We start from the raw sequence: 14,614 nt of genomic DNA on the forward strand, positions 1-14,614 counted from the left end.
TCGGCGTTTCCCGGCTTCCGGGTGGTCGGCGCGGTTCCCGGCAGCGAGCTGGTCCTGCGCGGCTCCCACCGGTTCTCGGCCTACGCGTTCGTCTTCCGGCTCGATGAACTCGCCCCGGGGCGAACCCGGCTGCGGGCCGAGACCCGGGCGGTGTTCCCGGGTCCGGCCGGCGCCGTCTACCGCCTTCTCGTCATCGGCAGCGGCGGCCACGCGGCCGGTGTGCGCCGCCTGCTGGCCGGGATTCGCCGCCGGGCCGAGTGAGTCTCAGGCGCTCTTGGCCCACGACTGGAGTGCCGCCTTGCTCGCGAAGTCGGCCACGTCCTTGTCGTGCGGGTCGGACGTGTACTGGTGGAACTTCCAGTCGGCCTCGATGCGGGGCTTGCCCGCCGTCGTGTAGTCGGCGATCCACAGGCCGTCGCCCGCGTAGGAGGTCTTGTCGATGTTCAGCCAGAAGTTGCGGTTGCAGTAGAGGACCACCCGGTTGTCCGGCCGCAGCGCCTTCACCTTGCGGATGAAGCTGTCCTTCTCCGCGTTGGAGGCGTGGGTGCCGTCGCCGGTCGTCTCCCAGTCCACGGCCAGCAAGTCCCCTGCTTTCTCGGGGGCCTTGCTCAGGAAGTACTCCGCCTGGGCCGTGATGTCGCCGGGCCAGAGGAAGTGGTAGAAGCCGACGACCAGTCCCGCGTCCCGGCCCGTCTTCGTCTGGGCGGTGAGTCTCGGGTTGACGTACGAACGGCCCTCCGTCGCCTTGATGAAGACGAAGGAGGAGCCGGTCGTGCTGTATGCCGTGGACTGGTACGCGCTTACGTCGATGCCATGCAACATAGGGGGACTTGTGCCCTGTCCCCGGCATCCGGAACCTCAGCTTCTGGTGGCCACCGACGACAGGACCGAGGCCGATTTCGCCGACCAGTCAGAGGTGATCACACTTGCGTGATCGGCGGCCAACAATGCCAATTTGGCGGCTACTTCCGCGTCCGTGGGAGCCGTCGAGGAGATCGCCGGAGCCACCGCGTACGCGTCCGTCATGATCAGGATGTAGTGGTTCGTCGAGTAGAACGACGTGTCGTAGGCGTTGTTGACGTATGTCGCCGCGTCTCCGTCGAAGAACACGAACCAGGGGCGGATCGAGGTGTCCGAGGTCCAACGGGTCGACCGCGGATCGCCGTTCGCCGCGCCGAGTACGGCGGGGAAGGCCTGCGCCTGCGCGATCGTCCCGGCCGCGGACAGGTCCCGCAGATGGTCGCCGTACTCCTGGTCGGTCCAGTAGTGGTCGAACGGATTGGCCTGCTCGACCGTGCCCGGGATCAGTTCGAAGATGAACTTGCCCTTGAGGGCGTCACGGGAGGGCCACGCGTTCGCCTTGGCCGCCGCGTCGAGCGTGGAGTACGAGGAGCCGAGCAGGTCGGACGGCTTGTAGACGCTGCTGCCGAGCTTCTGCGAGACCAGGGTGTCGAACGCGGTCGGGCCCAGACCGATCGTCTGGTTGAAGCCCACCTTCATCTCCACCTTGACGATGATGGGCGCGTGGTCCGGGTGCAGGGTGTTCCAGGCGGCCATGTTGTCCAGGCAGCTGCCGAGGTCCTGGTTGCGGTCCTTGCTGTACAGGTCGGCGGGGGTGCTCGCGTACTCGCAGTTGTTGTCGTTGGCGAACAGGTCGCTGTGGCTGACCCGCCACCGCTTGCTCAAGCTGTCGACGTAGACGTCCAGTTCGAGCAGCGAGGCCCCGGAGTCCAGCGCCTGCGCCCAGTACGTGTACTTGTCCTTCTCGTACGCGTTGTGCGTACCGATCGTCGTCGTCTCCGAGAATTTCGGCGCCGCCGCGTGGGCGTTGCCCGCGGCCCCGGTCACCAGCAGCCCGACCGCGCCCAGCAGCGCCGCCAGCCGTCTTATCGCCTTCATGGGTCAAGTCCCCTTCGCCGTGGCCTAGTTGGAGCCTGGGTGGCGGCAGCAGCGTAGGGCGAAGCGGTTACTCCCGGGTAGCCCCTGGAGGAACATCGGCTTCCGCTGGGGCGGGGAAGGTGGGTATCGCGCACCGAATATTGCATTCTTCTCTGCGAGAATCATATTCTCCTACGATGAATCGTCCTGGCCTGGAGTTCGCGCTTCGCTTCGACTTCCGCAACCCCGAGTCGGCCGGTACGTCCATGGCGGACCGTTACGCGGCGGCCCTGGACATGGCCGAGTGGGCCGACGGGCTCGGCTGTACGCGGATCACCGTCTCCGAGCACCACGGTTCGCCGGACGGCTATCTGCCCAGCCCGGTCCAGATGCTCGCGGCGATGGCGGCCCGCACGGAGCAAGTCCGGTTCCTCGTCGCCGCGTTGATCGCGCCCTTCCACGATCCGCTGCGCCTGGCCGAGGAGTTGGCGGTCCTCGACAACATCAGCCGCGGGCGCGTCGACCTGATCGTCGCGGGCGGCTATGTGCGCGAGGAGTTCGCCATGTTCGGCGTGCCGATGAAGGAGCGCGCCGGGCGGGTCACCGAGGTGGTGACCACCCTCAAGTCGGCGTTCACCGGGGAGCCGTTCACCTATCGGGGCCGTACGGTGCGCGTCACGCCCGCGCCGTACCGGCCGGGCGGTCCCGCCGTGCTGCTCGGCGGCAGCAGCGAACCGGCGGCGCGACGGGCGGCCCGGATCGCCGACGGGTTCGTGCCCTCCGTGCCCGAGGTGTGGGACCACTACCGGGACGAGGTCGGCAGGTTGGGCCGCCCCGACCCCGGCCCCGGTCCCATCGGGCCGAACCGGGTGGTCGCCCTCGCCGAGGACCCCGACGAGGGGTGGGAGCGGATGGCCCCGTACTTCCTGCACGAGACCAACGCCTACGGCGTCTGGCAGGCCCAGGACGACGTGGCGGCACCCTTCCGTACGGCCGAGGGACTGGCGGAGTTGCGGCGCGGCGACCAGTACCGGGTGCTGACGCCCGAGGTGTTCGTGCGCGAACTGAAGGCCGCGCCAAGGCCGTTCACGCAGTTCCATCCGCTGTGCGGGGGGATGCCGATGGAGTTGGCGTGGTCGAGTCTGCGGTTGTTCGAGCGGGAGGTGCTGCCCGCCTTCGGCTAAGAAGCCGAGGGGGCGGTGTGTTCGGTGAGGACCTCGGTCAGCTGGCGGGCGGCCTGCCGGGCCACGCGGGGTTCGGTTGCCGCGTGACGTGTGTACGCGTTCAGGCCGGTGGCCAGGGCCCAGCCCATGCCGCGGGTCCAGGTGGCGTCGTCGAGGCCGAGGGCGGAACGGAAGACCGGGCGGGTGGTGGGCGACAACAGGGTGTAGGCGATGACGAGATCGCACGCGGGGTCGCCCATGCCCACGCCGCCGAAGTCGATGACGGCGGAGAGCTTGCCGCCGGCGGTGAGCAGGTTGCCGGTGTGGAAGTCCCCGTGGCACCACACCGGTTCGCGTTCCCACGCGGGGGCGCGCAGCGCGTTGTCCCAGACCTCGGTCATCGCGGCGGCGTCGAAGACCCCGGCCACCGCCTCGATCGCCGCACGGGTCGCCTCGTCGCGGGCGGCCAGCGGGGCGTGGACCAACTCGGGGTGGGCGCCGGGGACCAGGGTCCGGGCGGGCGGGATCTCGTGCAACGTCCGCAGGAATTCGGCGAGTTGACGTCCCGTCAACTCGGGGTCGGCAAGGCCTTCCACGGTCGCCGTCGTGCCGTCCAGCCAGCGGGTGACGGACCAGTGCCACGGGTATCCGCAGCCGGGTGTGCCGAGCCCCAGCGGTTCCGGGACGGGCAGCGGCAGTCGGGGGGCCAGGTGCCGTAGCCAGGTGTACTGCTTGGCGGCCTCGCCGTCCGCCCAGCCGCTGCGCGGCAGCCGTACGGACATCGTCTCGCCGAGGCGGTGGATGACGTGATCCGCGCCGCCCTGCTCCACCAGGGTCAGCGGCAGTTCGGCCCACTGCGGGAACTGGGCGGCGAGCAGCCGGCCGACGAGTGCGGAATCGATGGTCATCTTTCCCCCGAATGCCAAGTGCCGGTTGATCGCCTCACGTTACCGATCAACTCGGCGGTGGCAACCGAGAGCCATGACGGGTCGGCTCGCCTTCGCCCCCTGAACGAGGCGATCTTCAAGCACTACGGCCTGCCCCACAGCCCGGCGCCGGCGGCGAACGCCAACTGGCCCGCCGCTGACGCCGCTCGGTGCCGGAAGGTTTCAACCCGCCTTTCCCGGCCACCCGTTGAACATGTCCACACGCTACGGCGGAAGCCCCGCGGGGACGGTCATCTCCGTCATCGCGGACATCGCGGCACTGATCCTGGTCCTGTGGATCGGCCTCTACCTGTTCGACGCCAACACCGCGAACAGCACGGTCGACTGGGTCCACCACGCGGCCAACTGGCTCTCCGGCTGGTCGCACAACCTGTTCACCATCCACTCGGCCGACTGGCGCACGGTGGTCAACTACGGCCTGCCGGCCCTGATTTACCTCTTCATCGGCCACGCGGTGGCCGCCGGCGTCAACCGCGACTAGACCCCCGCGTGCGGGTACGCGGCCGAACGGTGCTGGAAGGAGAGGATCTTCGGGTTCTGGACGACTCCGTCCCGGATCTCGATGGCCTTGCGGACCGTGACGTCGTCGTCCCACGCCGTGGGGCCGCTCATGACCTTGCGGAGATACGGCAGGAGCGCCTCGCTGATCTCCCATGTGGCGGAGTTCCAGAGGTGGGAAGGGCTGTGGTCCACCGCGTAGTAGTGGCAGCCGTTCCCGACCGTGGCCATCGGGTCGCCGAAGCCGCTCGGGCGGGCCCAGGCGAAGCCCATGCCCTCGTCGCAGGCCACGTCGATGAAGAAGGTCCCCGGCCGGAACAGCGCGAGTTCCTCGTCATTGACGAACATCAGCGGCGCGTCGGTGTCCTGGAGCACGCAGTTGACGATGATGTCGAACCCGGCGAGGTACTGCGCGAGCGGCACCGGCCCGAGTCCGGTGACGGCCTCCAGGCGCGAGGGATCGTCCTCCCGCTCCTGGAAGTGGCCCATCACGACCGACGGCATCGGCGAGGCCACCGCGGCGGCGGCCCGCTGGGTGAGGACCGTGACGTCGGAGACGCCCATCGCGCCCAGGCCGGTGACCGCGCCGCGTGCCGTGGCGCCGAAGCTGATGACACAGGCCCGCAGCCGGCGGCCGTAGCTGCCGGTCAGCCCGCCGAGCTGGAGGGCGTGCAGCACCGAGCAGTAGCCGGCCAGCTCGTTGTTCTTGTGGAACACATGGACGCTGAAGGCGCCCGTCGACGTCCAGTGGTTCATGGCCTCCCAGGCGATCAGGGTCAGCCGTCGGTCGATGCCGATCTGCGTCATCTTCTCGTCCTGCACACAGTGCGGCCAGCCCCACAGCACCTGGCCCTCGCGCAGCTCGGCGAGGTCGTCGTGCATGGGCTTGGGCAGCAGCATGACGTCGCACTCGGCGACCAGTCGCTCACGGGACCGCAGGCCCGCCACGAGTGGTCGCAGCGCGTCGTCGGCGACGCCGAACCGTTCGCCGTAGCCCTCTTCGAGGTAGATCCGCTCCCGGAGGTCGGGGGCGATCCGTTCGAGATGGCTGGGGTGCAGGGGCAGACGGAACTCGTTCTCCTTGCGGGAGGAGGAGAGTACTCCGAGACTCAACAGACTCATGGGGCGGCTCGTTTCCGGCCGGACACGTGGACGTTCCGGCCTTGCCGTTCCCCGAGGGCGACGCCGAAACGGTGACGGCGTGCGAGGTGCGCTCGGTACCGCCAACCGTACTCCGTCCCTGGCGGGGCCGGTCTCCCTCGCCTACGCGCCGCCGCGCCTGCCGATCAGCTCCCGGTACAGGTCCTCCTGTTCCTTCTGGGTCTTCGCCTTCGCCAGTTCGGCCTTCCAGTCCTTCTCCAGGTCCTTCAGCTTCTGCACCCAGTCGCCGAACTCCCGCAGATCGACGAGCCGTTGGTTCGAGCGGAGGGGAGCGTCGGCGCCGATCTTGTCGTCCTTGTGCCCGCCGAACTGGCTCACGGGGTTGTTGTTCTTCTCGCTGCTCGTCACCCCGTGCTGGTAGCCGTCGGGGGTACGGCCCCCCGGCCCGGCGGTCTCGATACCGACCTGGAGCGCCCCGTCGCGCTTGTGGTTCGGCGGCTTGTACCCCATGAACATGTGCCCGTACGACTCGTTCGGGAGGATGGTGTCGCCGTGGTAGTCGGTGTTTCCCATGCCGCCGACGGCCATCGGCAGGCCGTAGAGGTGGCTGTGCGGATCGACCCAGTTCTGCAGGGTGGCGCCGATCTCGCCCTTCTCGACGAACTCGCCCCGCGTTCCGTCCGCGCTGTTGTCGCCGATCTCCATGTGATGCGTGCCGAACCCGCGCCGGTACACCGGCTCCTCGGGCGTCGACCTCGGCTCCCAGGGCTTCCGGTTCTCCTTGGTGATGTGCAGCCACTGGGGCAGCTCGTAGCCGTGCTGGCCGTCGGCGAGCTGCGGAATGCGGATGTTGACGCGTCCGCCGTAGGCCAGGGCATGGGCGACCTCGTCCTCGAAGTCCTCGTGGACGCCCGCCTCCGGGTTGAAGACCTTCAGCCCCTCCTTCAGGATCAGGAAGATCTTGGTCAGCACCTCGGTGCCGCGCTCGACCCGCTCCCGGTGCTTGCCGGCGTCCGGCACGGTGTCGATGATGCCGGGCGGGAGCATGGTGTCGACGAAGGTCTGGAAGATCTGGTCGTTGCGCTCCCCGGTGAGCCGGTCCTTCTCGGCCTGCGGGGTGCCCTCGGCGTGCATGGCCATGTGGCGGCCGAGCTGGTAGTCCGAGCGGGTGTGCTTGTCCGGCTTCTTCCCCTCTCCGCGCTCCTCGATGCTCTGCTGCCAGCGCAGGGTGGCCACGAGCAGACGCTTCCCCTCCGGCTGCTGGAGCCAGCCGCGGAAGTCACCCGCCTTGATGTACGCCAGCGCCTCGGCATGGGTACAAATGCCCACGGTCTTCAGCCACTTGGGGTCCTCGGCCTCCGCCGCCTGGATCGCCTGAAGCTCCTGCTCCGAGAAACTCGGCCCACTGCGCACCCGCTTGTGGATGACGTCCCCTACGTCCTTGTTCTGGATCACCTTGTCCTCCCCGACGATCAGCCGCGCGAGCCGGGCGACGGCCGGGGGAGAGGCGGAGGGAGGGGGAGCGGTTGTGGTCGACGGGCCGGGGCGGTCCGCCCGCTGCACGGGGACATCGCCGTCCGCGCTGCGCTGCACCGCCCCGGCCGGTACGGCGGCTCCGGGCAGGGCGAGGTCGGGGGCGGCGCCCCGGGCCAGCTTCCGGCCGTTGGCGCCGGCGCTCCTCTCGAACGGGTCGTCCGGGTGGGAGACCTTCTCGCCCATGCCGTTGAGTGTGCCGGGCACGGGCCCCAAGGCCTGTTGCCTGACATGGTCGACCTCCTCGTACATCACCTCGTCGTCGACCCGGCCGCCGCCGAGCACGATGTGGGAACCGGTGGTGTAGGCGAGCGCGCCGAGCTCCTCGGCCGAGCGCTGGGCGACCGGCCCGCTGTGCACCCGTACATGACCGAAGTCCATGCGGTAGGCCTGCTCGGCACGCTGAAGGATGCGGGGCTCAAGGGGCCGGCCGGGCGAGCCGACGGCGTCGGTGACGGACGACCGCCGCTGCACCGGAACGGCCGCCCCGGCCCCCGTACCGTCCGGCCCTACGGCGTGCTCCTCGTCCCGCGCCCGCTGGATCGCGAGGGTCACCGCGGCGTTCCCGGCGGCCCGTTGAAGCGCGGCGAGCGGAGGCAGGGCGGCCCCGGCCGGCCGGGGCACGGGACGCCCGCCGGCCCGGTCGGCGCCCGAATGGTGCTCTCCCTGGATACGCATACGCGGTTCCCCTTCGCTGGACGGGTGCCCTTCCCTCTTACCGGACGGGGACCGGGTGACGGGAAGTCCGGAGGGGCAGAACCGGGGGCAGACTTGGCGGCGAGGTGGGGCGGGGCGGGCGCGGGTGCGCGTGGGTGGAGTGGGCCCGGGTCAGTGTGGAGTCACCCAGCCCGGTGTCCAAGTCCCGGCTGTGTCCTGGTCGTTCGTGGTGGTGGCGAGGTGGGTGCGGAGGGCGGGGAGTGCCGGGTGGGGGTTGGCGCGGTGCCAGAGGAGTGAGTGGGGGTAGACGGGGGTCGGGTCGGTCACCGGGATGCGGCGCAGGTCGTGGCCGGTGGGCCAGACGAGGCGGGTTCGGGCGGTCGTGAGGGTCGCGAGGGCGGGGGTGTCGGCGACGGTGTCGAGGAGTGCGTCGGAGCCGAAGTTGGGACCGGTCGCCTCGATGGTGAGGCCGAACTCGGCGACGAGGGCGTCGTAGTAGGCGGTCCACTCGGTTCCGGGGGTGAGGCCGGGCATCCAGATGCGGTGCCCGGTGAGGTCGGCGAGGGTCACCGAGCGGGCGTTCGCCAGGGCATGGGCGGGACCGGTGAGGAGCTGGTGCGGCTCGTCGAGCACCCGGACGGACTCGATGTCCTCGGGCAGGGGGCGGCCCGGCATGGCCACGGCGCGGAAGGACGCGTCGATCGCGCCGGACCGGATGGCGGCGACGGCCGTAGCGACGTCGGACAGCATCACCACGTCGAGTTCGATCTCGGGGTGCGCCCGGTGGAAGTCGCGCATCAGGGCCGACGGTGCGACGCGCGAGGCGATCACGTCGACGCGCAGGGGACGGCGGCCGGGGCGCACGGACGCGCTCGCGCGCTCGGCGACGCGCAGCAGTTCGCGGGCGTGGGGCAGGAACGCCTGCCCGTCGATGGTGAGCTCGGCGCCGCGCGGGGCACGGGTGAACAGCCGCACGCCGAGGGCGCGTTCCAGCGCGGCGACGCGTTTGGAGACGGCCTGCTGGGTGATCGACAGGTCGGCGGCGGCCTTCTGGAACTGGCCCGCTTCCGCGACGGCGACGAAGGTACGTACTGCTTCGAGATCCACGGCGACCCACCTTAGGGAACACGCCCACATCAGTCGGTGACAAGGTCCTCCGGTGTCGAGCGGGCGAGTTCGGCGAGGGTGTCGAGGGCCCGGGAGAGGGTCTCCGGGTCGGGGGTGGCCAGGCCCAGGCGGACGGCGTTGGGGGAGTGGTGGGGGCCGACCGTGAACGCGGCGGCCGGGACCACCCCGATGCCGTGCCGTGCGGCCGCCGCGACGAAGGTGTCCGCGCGCCACGGGCGGGGCAGTTGCCACCAGCAGTGGAAGGAGCGGGGGTCGCTCCGCACGGCGAACCCGGCGAGTTGCCGGGCCGCGATCCCCTGTCGTACCGCCGCTTCCCGCTGTTTGGCGGCCACCAGCGCCTGCACCGTGCCGTCCTGCTGCCAGCGGTGGGCCACCTCCAGGGCGAACCGGCCCGGGGTGCAGCCGCCGGACCGCAGGGCGGCGACGATCCCGCCCGTCAGGGCGCCGGGGGCCACCGCGAACCCGAGGGTCAGACCGGGGGCGACGCGCTTGGACAGGCTGTCGATCAGGACCGTCCGCTCGGGGGCGTACGCGGCGAGGGGCGGCAGTTCGTCGCGGAGGAAGGCCCAGATGGTGTCCTCGATCGCGGGGATGTCCAGGCTGAGCAGTGTCTCGGCCAGTCGCTCGACGCGCTCGGTGGGCATCGTGAGCGAGAGCGGGTTGTGCAGCCTCGGCTGGACGTAGACGGCGTGCAGGGGGGTGGTGGCGTGCGCCTCTTCCACGGCTTCCGGGACGAGTCCGGCGTCGTCCATGGCCAGGGGGACGAGGGTGATGCCGAGGCGGGCGGCTACGGCCTTGATGACGGGGTACGTCAGCTCCTCCACGCCGAGCCGGGCACCCGGCGGTACGAGCGCGGTGACGGCGGCCGCGATCGCCTGCCGTCCGTTGCCCGCGAAGAGGATCCGCGCCGGGTCCGGGCGCCAGCCGCCGCGCGCGAGCGTGTCGGCAGCGGACTCCCGGGCGGCCGGGAAGCCGGAGGTGCCGACCGGCCGCAGGGCGTCCCCGAGGGCGTCGGGCCGTAGGAGACCGCCCAGGCCCTCGGCGAGGAGCGCGTTCTGCTCGGGTGCGACCGGGTAGTTCAGCTCCAGGTCGACGCGGCGGCCGTCGGCGGGTTCGGTGAGCGCGGGGGCGGAGCCGGCCGGGTCGGCGGACAGCGCGCGGACGAAGGTGCCGCGGCCCACCTCGCCCACCGTCAGGCCCCGGCGGGCCAGTTCCCGGTACACGCGCGTGGCGGTGGAGTTGGCGATGCCGTGCCGCCGGGCGAACTCGCGCTGCGGGGGGAGCCGGTCACCGGGGCGTAGGGCACCGGACCTGATCTCCCCGGCCACGGTGTCGGCGACGGTCTGGTAGTCCTGCACGGCTCTCCCGCTCTCCCGCTCTTCTTGCCTTCATGCCTTCTTGCCTTTTCGATCGGGAGTCGAGCCAATCATTGAATTGCACCGAGTGCAATATAAACATTGCATCGAGATGGTGGTCTTGAATACGCTCCGAGCATGGTCGAACTGAGCGGCATACTCGGCGTGACGGCGGTGGCTCTGGGCATGGTGCTCACCCCCGGCCCGAACATGATCTATCTGGTCTCCCGCAGCATCACCCAGGGCAGGCGCGCCGGGATGGTCTCCCTCGGCGGGGTGGCGCTCGGCTTCATGGTGTACCTGCTCGCCGCGAACCTGGGCCTGTCGGTCTTCTTCGTCGCCGTGCCCGAGCTGTACTTCGCCGTGAAACTCGCCGGTGCCGGGTACCTCGCCCACCTGGCCTGGAACGCCCTGAAGCCGGGCGGGATCTCCGTCTTCGCCCCGCAGGACGTACCGCACGACTCACCGCGCAAGCTGTTCACGATGGGTCTGATGACGAACCTGCTCAACCCGAAGATCGCCATCATGTACCTCTCGCTCATCCCCCAGTTCATCGACCTGGACAAGGGGCACGTCCTCCTCCAGGGACTCGTCCTCGGCTCGGTCCAGATCGTGGTCAGCATCGCGGTCAACCTCGCCATCGTCCTGGCGGCCGGGGCGATCGCCGTCTTCCTCGAACGCCGCCCCTCCTGGCTCAAGGCGCAGCGCTACGCGATGGGCACGGTGCTGGGAGCCCTCGCCGTCTCTCTCGCCGTCGACAACTCGGGTCCGGCCAGAGCGAGTTGACGTCACGTCACACGACGACCGGCAGGGATGTGAGGCCGCGCGTCAACCGTGTGTGCCGCCACTCCAGTTGCTCCACGGGATGTGCCAGCCGTACGTCGGGGAAGCGGGCGAAGACGGCCCGGAGCGCCAGTTCGCCCTCGGCCCGCGCGAGCGGTGCCCCCAGACAGCGGTGGATGCCGTGGCCGAAGGCGAGGTGCCCGGTGGCACCGCGGCCCAGGTCGAGCCGGTCCGGGCCGGGGAATCGCGCGGGGTCGCGGTTGGCGGCACCGGGCGCGATGAGCACGGGAACTCCGGCGGGGATGTCGGTCCCGCCGAGCGTGAGCGCCTCGGTGCTGTAGCGGAACGTGGCGATCCCGACCGGCGAGTCGAAGCGCAGCAACTCGTCCAGCGCGGTGCCGAACAGCTCCGGCTCGGCCTTCAACCGGGCCAGGGATTCCGGGTGTTGGAGCAGTGCCAGGGCCGCGTTGCCGATGAAGTTCGTGGTGGTCTCATGACCGGCCACGAGCAACAGCACGGCGAGCGACACGAGTTCGTCCTCGGTCAGCCGGTCCTGGCCGTCGCGTACCGCGATGAGATCGTCGAGCAGACTCTCGCCGGGGGAGGCGCGCCGGGCGGCGACGAGGTCGGTCATGTAGGTGCCGACGGCGTGCGAGGCGGCGTCGATCCGCCGGGGATCCCCTGCGGCGAACAGCTCGCCGGACCACGCGTGCACCCGTTCGCGATCGGCCTCGGGCACCGCCAGCATCTCGCAGATGACCGTGACCGGCAGCGGTACGGCGAGCCCGGCGACGAGGTTCACCGGTCCGTGGTCCGGCCAGGCGTCGAGCAGTTCGTCGACGAGGCCGGCGATGTAGGGGCGCAGCCGTGCGACGGCTCCGGTGCTGAACGCCTTGGTCACCAGGGCCCGTAGCCGCGCGTGCTCCGGGGGATCGGTGGCCAGCATGTTCCGCGCGACCGCCGGATGGAGATCGCGGTCGGACAGCCGGCCGGCGAAGAACCGTGCGGTGTTCTTGGAGAGCCGGGGGTCGGCGAACGCCTCCCGCGCCTCCGCATGGCCCGTGACCAGATAACTGAAGCGCCCTGCCGAACCGGTGAGCACCTTCTGCACCGGCGCCGAATTCCGCAGCCGGGCGTAGGTCGGATAGGGATCGGCGAAGAACCGGGGGTCCTGCAACGGGTCGGTCACGCTGGCGGGTCCGTTCCTGCGGGCGACAGTTCGCCGGCGACGCTACCCGCGATCTCGTGGCGCCGGGGCGCGTCGGAGAAACAGGAACAGTGCCCGCGGTGAGTCGCACGGTTGTCGGCGTTGTGCACTCTTTATCCCCCTCAGCATTAGGCAGTTGCACATGCTGAGGCTTCCTGCGCGTGCCCAAGTCGAGCATTGTTGTTCGAGCGACAACAAACGGAGTTCGTCGCAAACAGACCGGAAAGGTGTTCTGTGTCCCGTTCAGTCCTGATCACCGGGGGTAATCGCGGAATCGGCCTGGCTGTCGCTCGTCGTATGGCAGCCGCCGGTGACCGTGTCGCGGTGACCTGTCGGACGGGAGAGCCGCCCGAGGGTCTGCTCGCGGTTCGGTGCGACGTCACCGACGCCGATCAGGTCGACGTCGCCTTCGAGCACGTCGAGGCGGAACACGGTCCGGTCGAGGTCCTGGTGTCCAACGCGGGAATCGTCAAGGACCAGTTACTGCTGCGCATGTCCGAAGAGGATTTCACCACGGTCGTCGACACCAACCTGACCGGTGCCTTCCGCGTCGTCAAGCGAGCCACCCGGGGAATGCTCCGCGCCAGGAAGGGCCGCGTCGTGTTCATCTCCTCCGCCGTCGCCCTGAGGGGTGAGGGCGGGCAGGCCAACTACGCGGCCTCCAAAGCGGGGTTGATCGGATTCGCCCGCTCGATGGCCAGGGAACTCGGCGCTCGCGGGGTCACCTTCAATGTGGTCGCACCCGGTCTCACCGAGACCTCGATGAGCGAGAACCTCATGGAGGAGCAGCTCGCGCACCTGACCGGCCAGATCCCTCTGGGCCGTCTCGCCAGGCCCGAAGAGGTCGCCGCGGCCGTCGCGTTCCTGGCCTCCGACGATGCCGCTTACATCACCGGCGCCGTCGTGCCGGTCGACGGGGGAGCCGGGATGGGGAACTAGCGCCGAATTCCCCGGCGGGCGGGCCGGACATGTGTCAAGTGCTCTCCGTCTGTTCTTTCTTCACCCACCGCCAAGGAGTTTTGCGTATGCGCGGCCAGACTGCGCCGAATATGTATCAGTTAACCATTGACGACTTCACCGACGAGGACGTCGCTGAATTCCACCGCCTGATGAGCGAGTTGCTCACCAAGTGCGCGTCGGTAGGACAGCGGCACGCACCGGAAGGAACATGGGTTCCGTCCACTGACGGTCTCTTCGAGCAGATGGCCGAGTCCATGCAGCTGGTCTCCGAGGTCTCGCGCGCGCTCAACGACACACGTTCCGGTATCCGCCGGGTCGGCGGCAGGGCGCGCCAGCGGCTGTACGAGCGGGCCGGCAGCAGTCACGAGGGCCCTGCCGAACTGGCCTGAGCCACATCACAGACCACTCTCGGAAGAAGTGCTCCGGCTTTCTCGCACGAAGCCCGGACACCACCGGGAGACAGAGACCCGGGCGGGGGTCGGCCGGCAACAGGGGAGCCTACCGGCCACCGCCCGGTTTACCGTCCCGCGCATGTGCTGTTCCCGCCGGGGCGGGGTTATTTAGGGTGGAACACTTTTACCGCCCCGCGACCCGGATCGTGCACGGCCCGCGGCTTGCGCCACGGCGCCAGTGCCGCCGATATCGCCGTGTCCGGACCGGACTTGCGACCGTCTCGTCCAGCAGCACGGCCCCGGCCTGGGCGACAACTCCACGGCCGCCGCCTTCGACACGGACACGCGGATACGGCCCGCTGCTCTTCTTCACCTGGAGAGTGCTTCTTTCCTTGCGGTGACAGGACCCTCGACAAGTCCCGTCATTGCAGGTCAGTAGCACTCTCCATTTGTTTGATCAAGACTCGGACAGGCCCACTCGTGAAAGCGCGGGGTTAAGCGGTGTGCCGCTATCCGCGGTACTGCCGGGCTTCCGCATGCCTGGAATCCTTTGGAATCCGGCGTGGCGTAAAACCGTCAGGCCCATTAGGCCCGAGTGTCTGTTTTGGCGGGGATTGGGGGGCTGTCGCTGGGCTTGGTGAATTCATAGAATTTCCACAAGGTAGCCGTGACCAGCTACTGCTTTAGGGGGAGTTTTGTGTGCGACGACACCAGAGCTTGAGGAAACGGACCAGCAGATCCTGGCGTTGCTCTATCAGGGGCTGGTCGACGCGGCCGTAGCGAGAAAGCTGGGTCTGGGGCACCGGACAGTGCAGCGCCGGGTTCAGAATCTCATGGAGCTGCTCCAGGTCAGAGGGCGCGTGGCGCTGGGCGCGAAAGCGCAGGAACTCGGGCTGCTGCCCGCTTCGGGGAGTTCTGTCGGGCCCATGGGGGCTTTCGGCTGCGCGGAGTGAGGTCCTGAGCGCGTCGGGTGCGCGACGCTTTCTCCGCGATCACGGGTGATGCCCGAATC

Annotated in this window: 14 protein-coding genes and 1 pseudogene; 6 read left to right on the forward strand and 9 right to left on the reverse strand. The window is 69.6% G+C overall.

The genetic code is table 11. The features are described 5' to 3' along the window. Nucleotides 1–264: 264 nt before the first annotated feature. Both ACIBJH_RS13495 and ACIBJH_RS13500 read right to left on the reverse strand, forming a co-directional pair. Complete coding sequence (locus ACIBJH_RS13495) at nt 265–822, reverse strand: glycoside hydrolase family 25 protein (RefSeq protein ID WP_399117001.1); 558 nt, start codon at nt 820–822, stop codon at nt 265–267. A 36-nt stretch (nt 823–858) separates the two neighbouring features. After that, nucleotides 859–1,899, reverse strand: coding sequence for a phosphatidylinositol-specific phospholipase C domain-containing protein (locus tag ACIBJH_RS13500; protein WP_399117002.1), 1,041 nt, complete (start codon nt 1,897–1,899; stop codon nt 859–861). A 176-nt stretch (nt 1,900–2,075) separates the two neighbouring features. On the opposite strand from ACIBJH_RS13500, the gene ACIBJH_RS13505 reads away from it, so the two are divergent. Beyond that, nucleotides 2,076–3,062: an LLM class flavin-dependent oxidoreductase gene (locus tag ACIBJH_RS13505; RefSeq protein ID WP_399117003.1), complete on the forward strand. Its 987-nt coding sequence runs from the start codon at nt 2,076–2,078 to the stop codon at nt 3,060–3,062. On the opposite strand, the gene ACIBJH_RS13510 is transcribed toward ACIBJH_RS13505, so the two are convergent. Continuing rightward, nucleotides 3,059–3,949 (reverse strand): aminoglycoside phosphotransferase family protein, encoded by an 891-nt coding sequence (locus tag ACIBJH_RS13510; RefSeq protein ID WP_399117004.1) that lies wholly within the window; start codon nt 3,947–3,949, stop codon nt 3,059–3,061. The genes ACIBJH_RS13505 and ACIBJH_RS13510 overlap by 4 nt on opposite strands. A 232-nt stretch (nt 3,950–4,181) precedes the next feature. Here ACIBJH_RS13510 and ACIBJH_RS13515 point away from each other — a divergent pair, with 232 nt between their 5' ends. Continuing rightward, nucleotides 4,182–4,469: a hypothetical protein gene (locus tag ACIBJH_RS13515; RefSeq protein ID WP_019074500.1), complete on the forward strand. Its 288-nt coding sequence runs from the start codon at nt 4,182–4,184 to the stop codon at nt 4,467–4,469. Here ACIBJH_RS13515 and ACIBJH_RS13520 read toward each other — a convergent pair. From ACIBJH_RS13520 to ACIBJH_RS13535, 4 genes are all read right to left on the reverse strand, one after another. Beyond that, on the reverse strand, nt 4,466–5,608 hold the full coding sequence (locus tag ACIBJH_RS13520; RefSeq protein ID WP_399117005.1) for a N(5)-(carboxyethyl)ornithine synthase: 1,143 nt from the start codon (nt 5,606–5,608) through the stop codon (nt 4,466–4,468). The two genes, ACIBJH_RS13515 and ACIBJH_RS13520, sit on opposite strands and share 4 nt — an antisense overlap. Before the next feature lie 141 nt (nt 5,609–5,749). Continuing rightward, entirely contained in the window at nt 5,750–7,798 is a 2,049-nt protein-coding gene (locus tag ACIBJH_RS13525; RefSeq protein ID WP_399117006.1) for a DUF4157 domain-containing protein, read from the reverse strand. Nucleotides 7,799–7,948: 150 nt separating this feature from the next. Continuing rightward, the gene (locus tag ACIBJH_RS13530; protein WP_399117007.1) at nt 7,949–8,884 is read right to left on the reverse strand and encodes a LysR family transcriptional regulator; all 936 of its coding nucleotides are present in this window, start codon (nt 8,882–8,884) and stop codon (nt 7,949–7,951) included. 29 nt (nt 8,885–8,913) lie between these two features. After that, nucleotides 8,914–10,263 carry a PLP-dependent aminotransferase family protein gene (locus tag ACIBJH_RS13535; RefSeq protein ID WP_399117008.1) on the reverse strand — a complete coding sequence of 450 codons (1,350 nt, stop codon included), beginning with the start codon at nt 10,261–10,263 and terminating at the stop codon, nt 8,914–8,916. A 135-nt stretch (nt 10,264–10,398) separates the two neighbouring features. On the opposite strand from ACIBJH_RS13535, the gene ACIBJH_RS13540 reads away from it, so the two are divergent. Beyond that, nucleotides 10,399–11,046 (forward strand): LysE family translocator, encoded by a 648-nt coding sequence (locus ACIBJH_RS13540; RefSeq protein ID WP_399117009.1) that lies wholly within the window; start codon nt 10,399–10,401, stop codon nt 11,044–11,046. Nucleotides 11,047–11,053: 7 nt separating this feature from the next. Here ACIBJH_RS13540 and ACIBJH_RS13545 read toward each other — a convergent pair whose 3' ends face one another. Continuing rightward, a complete protein-coding gene (locus tag ACIBJH_RS13545) occupies nt 11,054–12,232 on the reverse strand; it encodes a cytochrome P450 (RefSeq protein ID WP_399117010.1) in 1,179 nt (392 codons plus the stop codon). A gap of 252 nt (nt 12,233–12,484) precedes the next feature. Here ACIBJH_RS13545 and fabG point away from each other — a divergent pair, with 252 nt between their 5' ends. Together fabG and ACIBJH_RS13555 are read left to right on the forward strand one after the other, a co-directional pair. Next, the gene (gene fabG / locus ACIBJH_RS13550) at nt 12,485–13,189 is read left to right on the forward strand and encodes a 3-oxoacyl-ACP reductase FabG (RefSeq protein WP_399117011.1); all 705 of its coding nucleotides are present in this window, start codon (nt 12,485–12,487) and stop codon (nt 13,187–13,189) included. An 86-nt stretch (nt 13,190–13,275) separates the two neighbouring features. After that, nucleotides 13,276–13,599 (forward strand): hypothetical protein, encoded by a 324-nt coding sequence (locus tag ACIBJH_RS13555; RefSeq protein WP_399117012.1) that lies wholly within the window; start codon nt 13,276–13,278, stop codon nt 13,597–13,599. Between the two features lie 197 nt (nt 13,600–13,796). Here the strand turns inward: ACIBJH_RS13555 and ACIBJH_RS13560 are convergent. Continuing rightward, nucleotides 13,797–13,975 (reverse strand): annotated as a pseudogene (locus ACIBJH_RS13560) (IS1380 family transposase); the annotation flags it as partial. A 322-nt stretch (nt 13,976–14,297) separates the two neighbouring features. On the opposite strand from ACIBJH_RS13560, the gene ACIBJH_RS13565 reads away from it, so the two are divergent. Continuing rightward, nucleotides 14,298–14,555, forward strand: a complete 258-nt coding sequence (locus ACIBJH_RS13565; protein WP_399117013.1) for a response regulator transcription factor — start codon at nt 14,298–14,300, stop codon at nt 14,553–14,555. Nucleotides 14,556–14,614: the final 59 nt, after the last annotated feature.

The sequence above is a fragment of the Streptomyces sp. NPDC050548 genome (assembly GCF_044457385.1).
Lineage (GTDB): Bacteria > Actinomycetota > Actinomycetes > Streptomycetales > Streptomycetaceae > Streptomyces.

What these genes read in the sequence shown, in the direction of transcription:
- ACIBJH_RS13495 (WP_399117001.1), bottom strand. Translation starts at nt 822, where the DNA reads ATGTTGCATGGCATCGACGTAAGCGCGTACCAGTCCACGGCATACAGC.
- ACIBJH_RS13500 (WP_399117002.1), bottom strand. Translation starts at nt 1,899, where the DNA reads ATGAAGGCGATAAGACGGCTGGCGGCGCTGCTGGGCGCGGTCGGGCTG.
- ACIBJH_RS13505 (WP_399117003.1), top strand. Translation starts at nt 2,076, where the DNA reads ATGAATCGTCCTGGCCTGGAGTTCGCGCTTCGCTTCGACTTCCGCAAC.
- ACIBJH_RS13510 (WP_399117004.1), bottom strand. Translation starts at nt 3,949, where the DNA reads ATGACCATCGATTCCGCACTCGTCGGCCGGCTGCTCGCCGCCCAGTTC.
- ACIBJH_RS13515 (WP_019074500.1), top strand. Translation starts at nt 4,182, where the DNA reads ATGTCCACACGCTACGGCGGAAGCCCCGCGGGGACGGTCATCTCCGTC.
- ACIBJH_RS13520 (WP_399117005.1), bottom strand. Translation starts at nt 5,608, where the DNA reads ATGAGTCTGTTGAGTCTCGGAGTACTCTCCTCCTCCCGCAAGGAGAAC.
- ACIBJH_RS13525 (WP_399117006.1), bottom strand. Translation starts at nt 7,798, where the DNA reads ATGCGTATCCAGGGAGAGCACCATTCGGGCGCCGACCGGGCCGGCGGG.
- ACIBJH_RS13540 (WP_399117009.1), top strand. Translation starts at nt 10,399, where the DNA reads ATGGTCGAACTGAGCGGCATACTCGGCGTGACGGCGGTGGCTCTGGGC.
- ACIBJH_RS13555 (WP_399117012.1), top strand. Translation starts at nt 13,276, where the DNA reads ATGCGCGGCCAGACTGCGCCGAATATGTATCAGTTAACCATTGACGAC.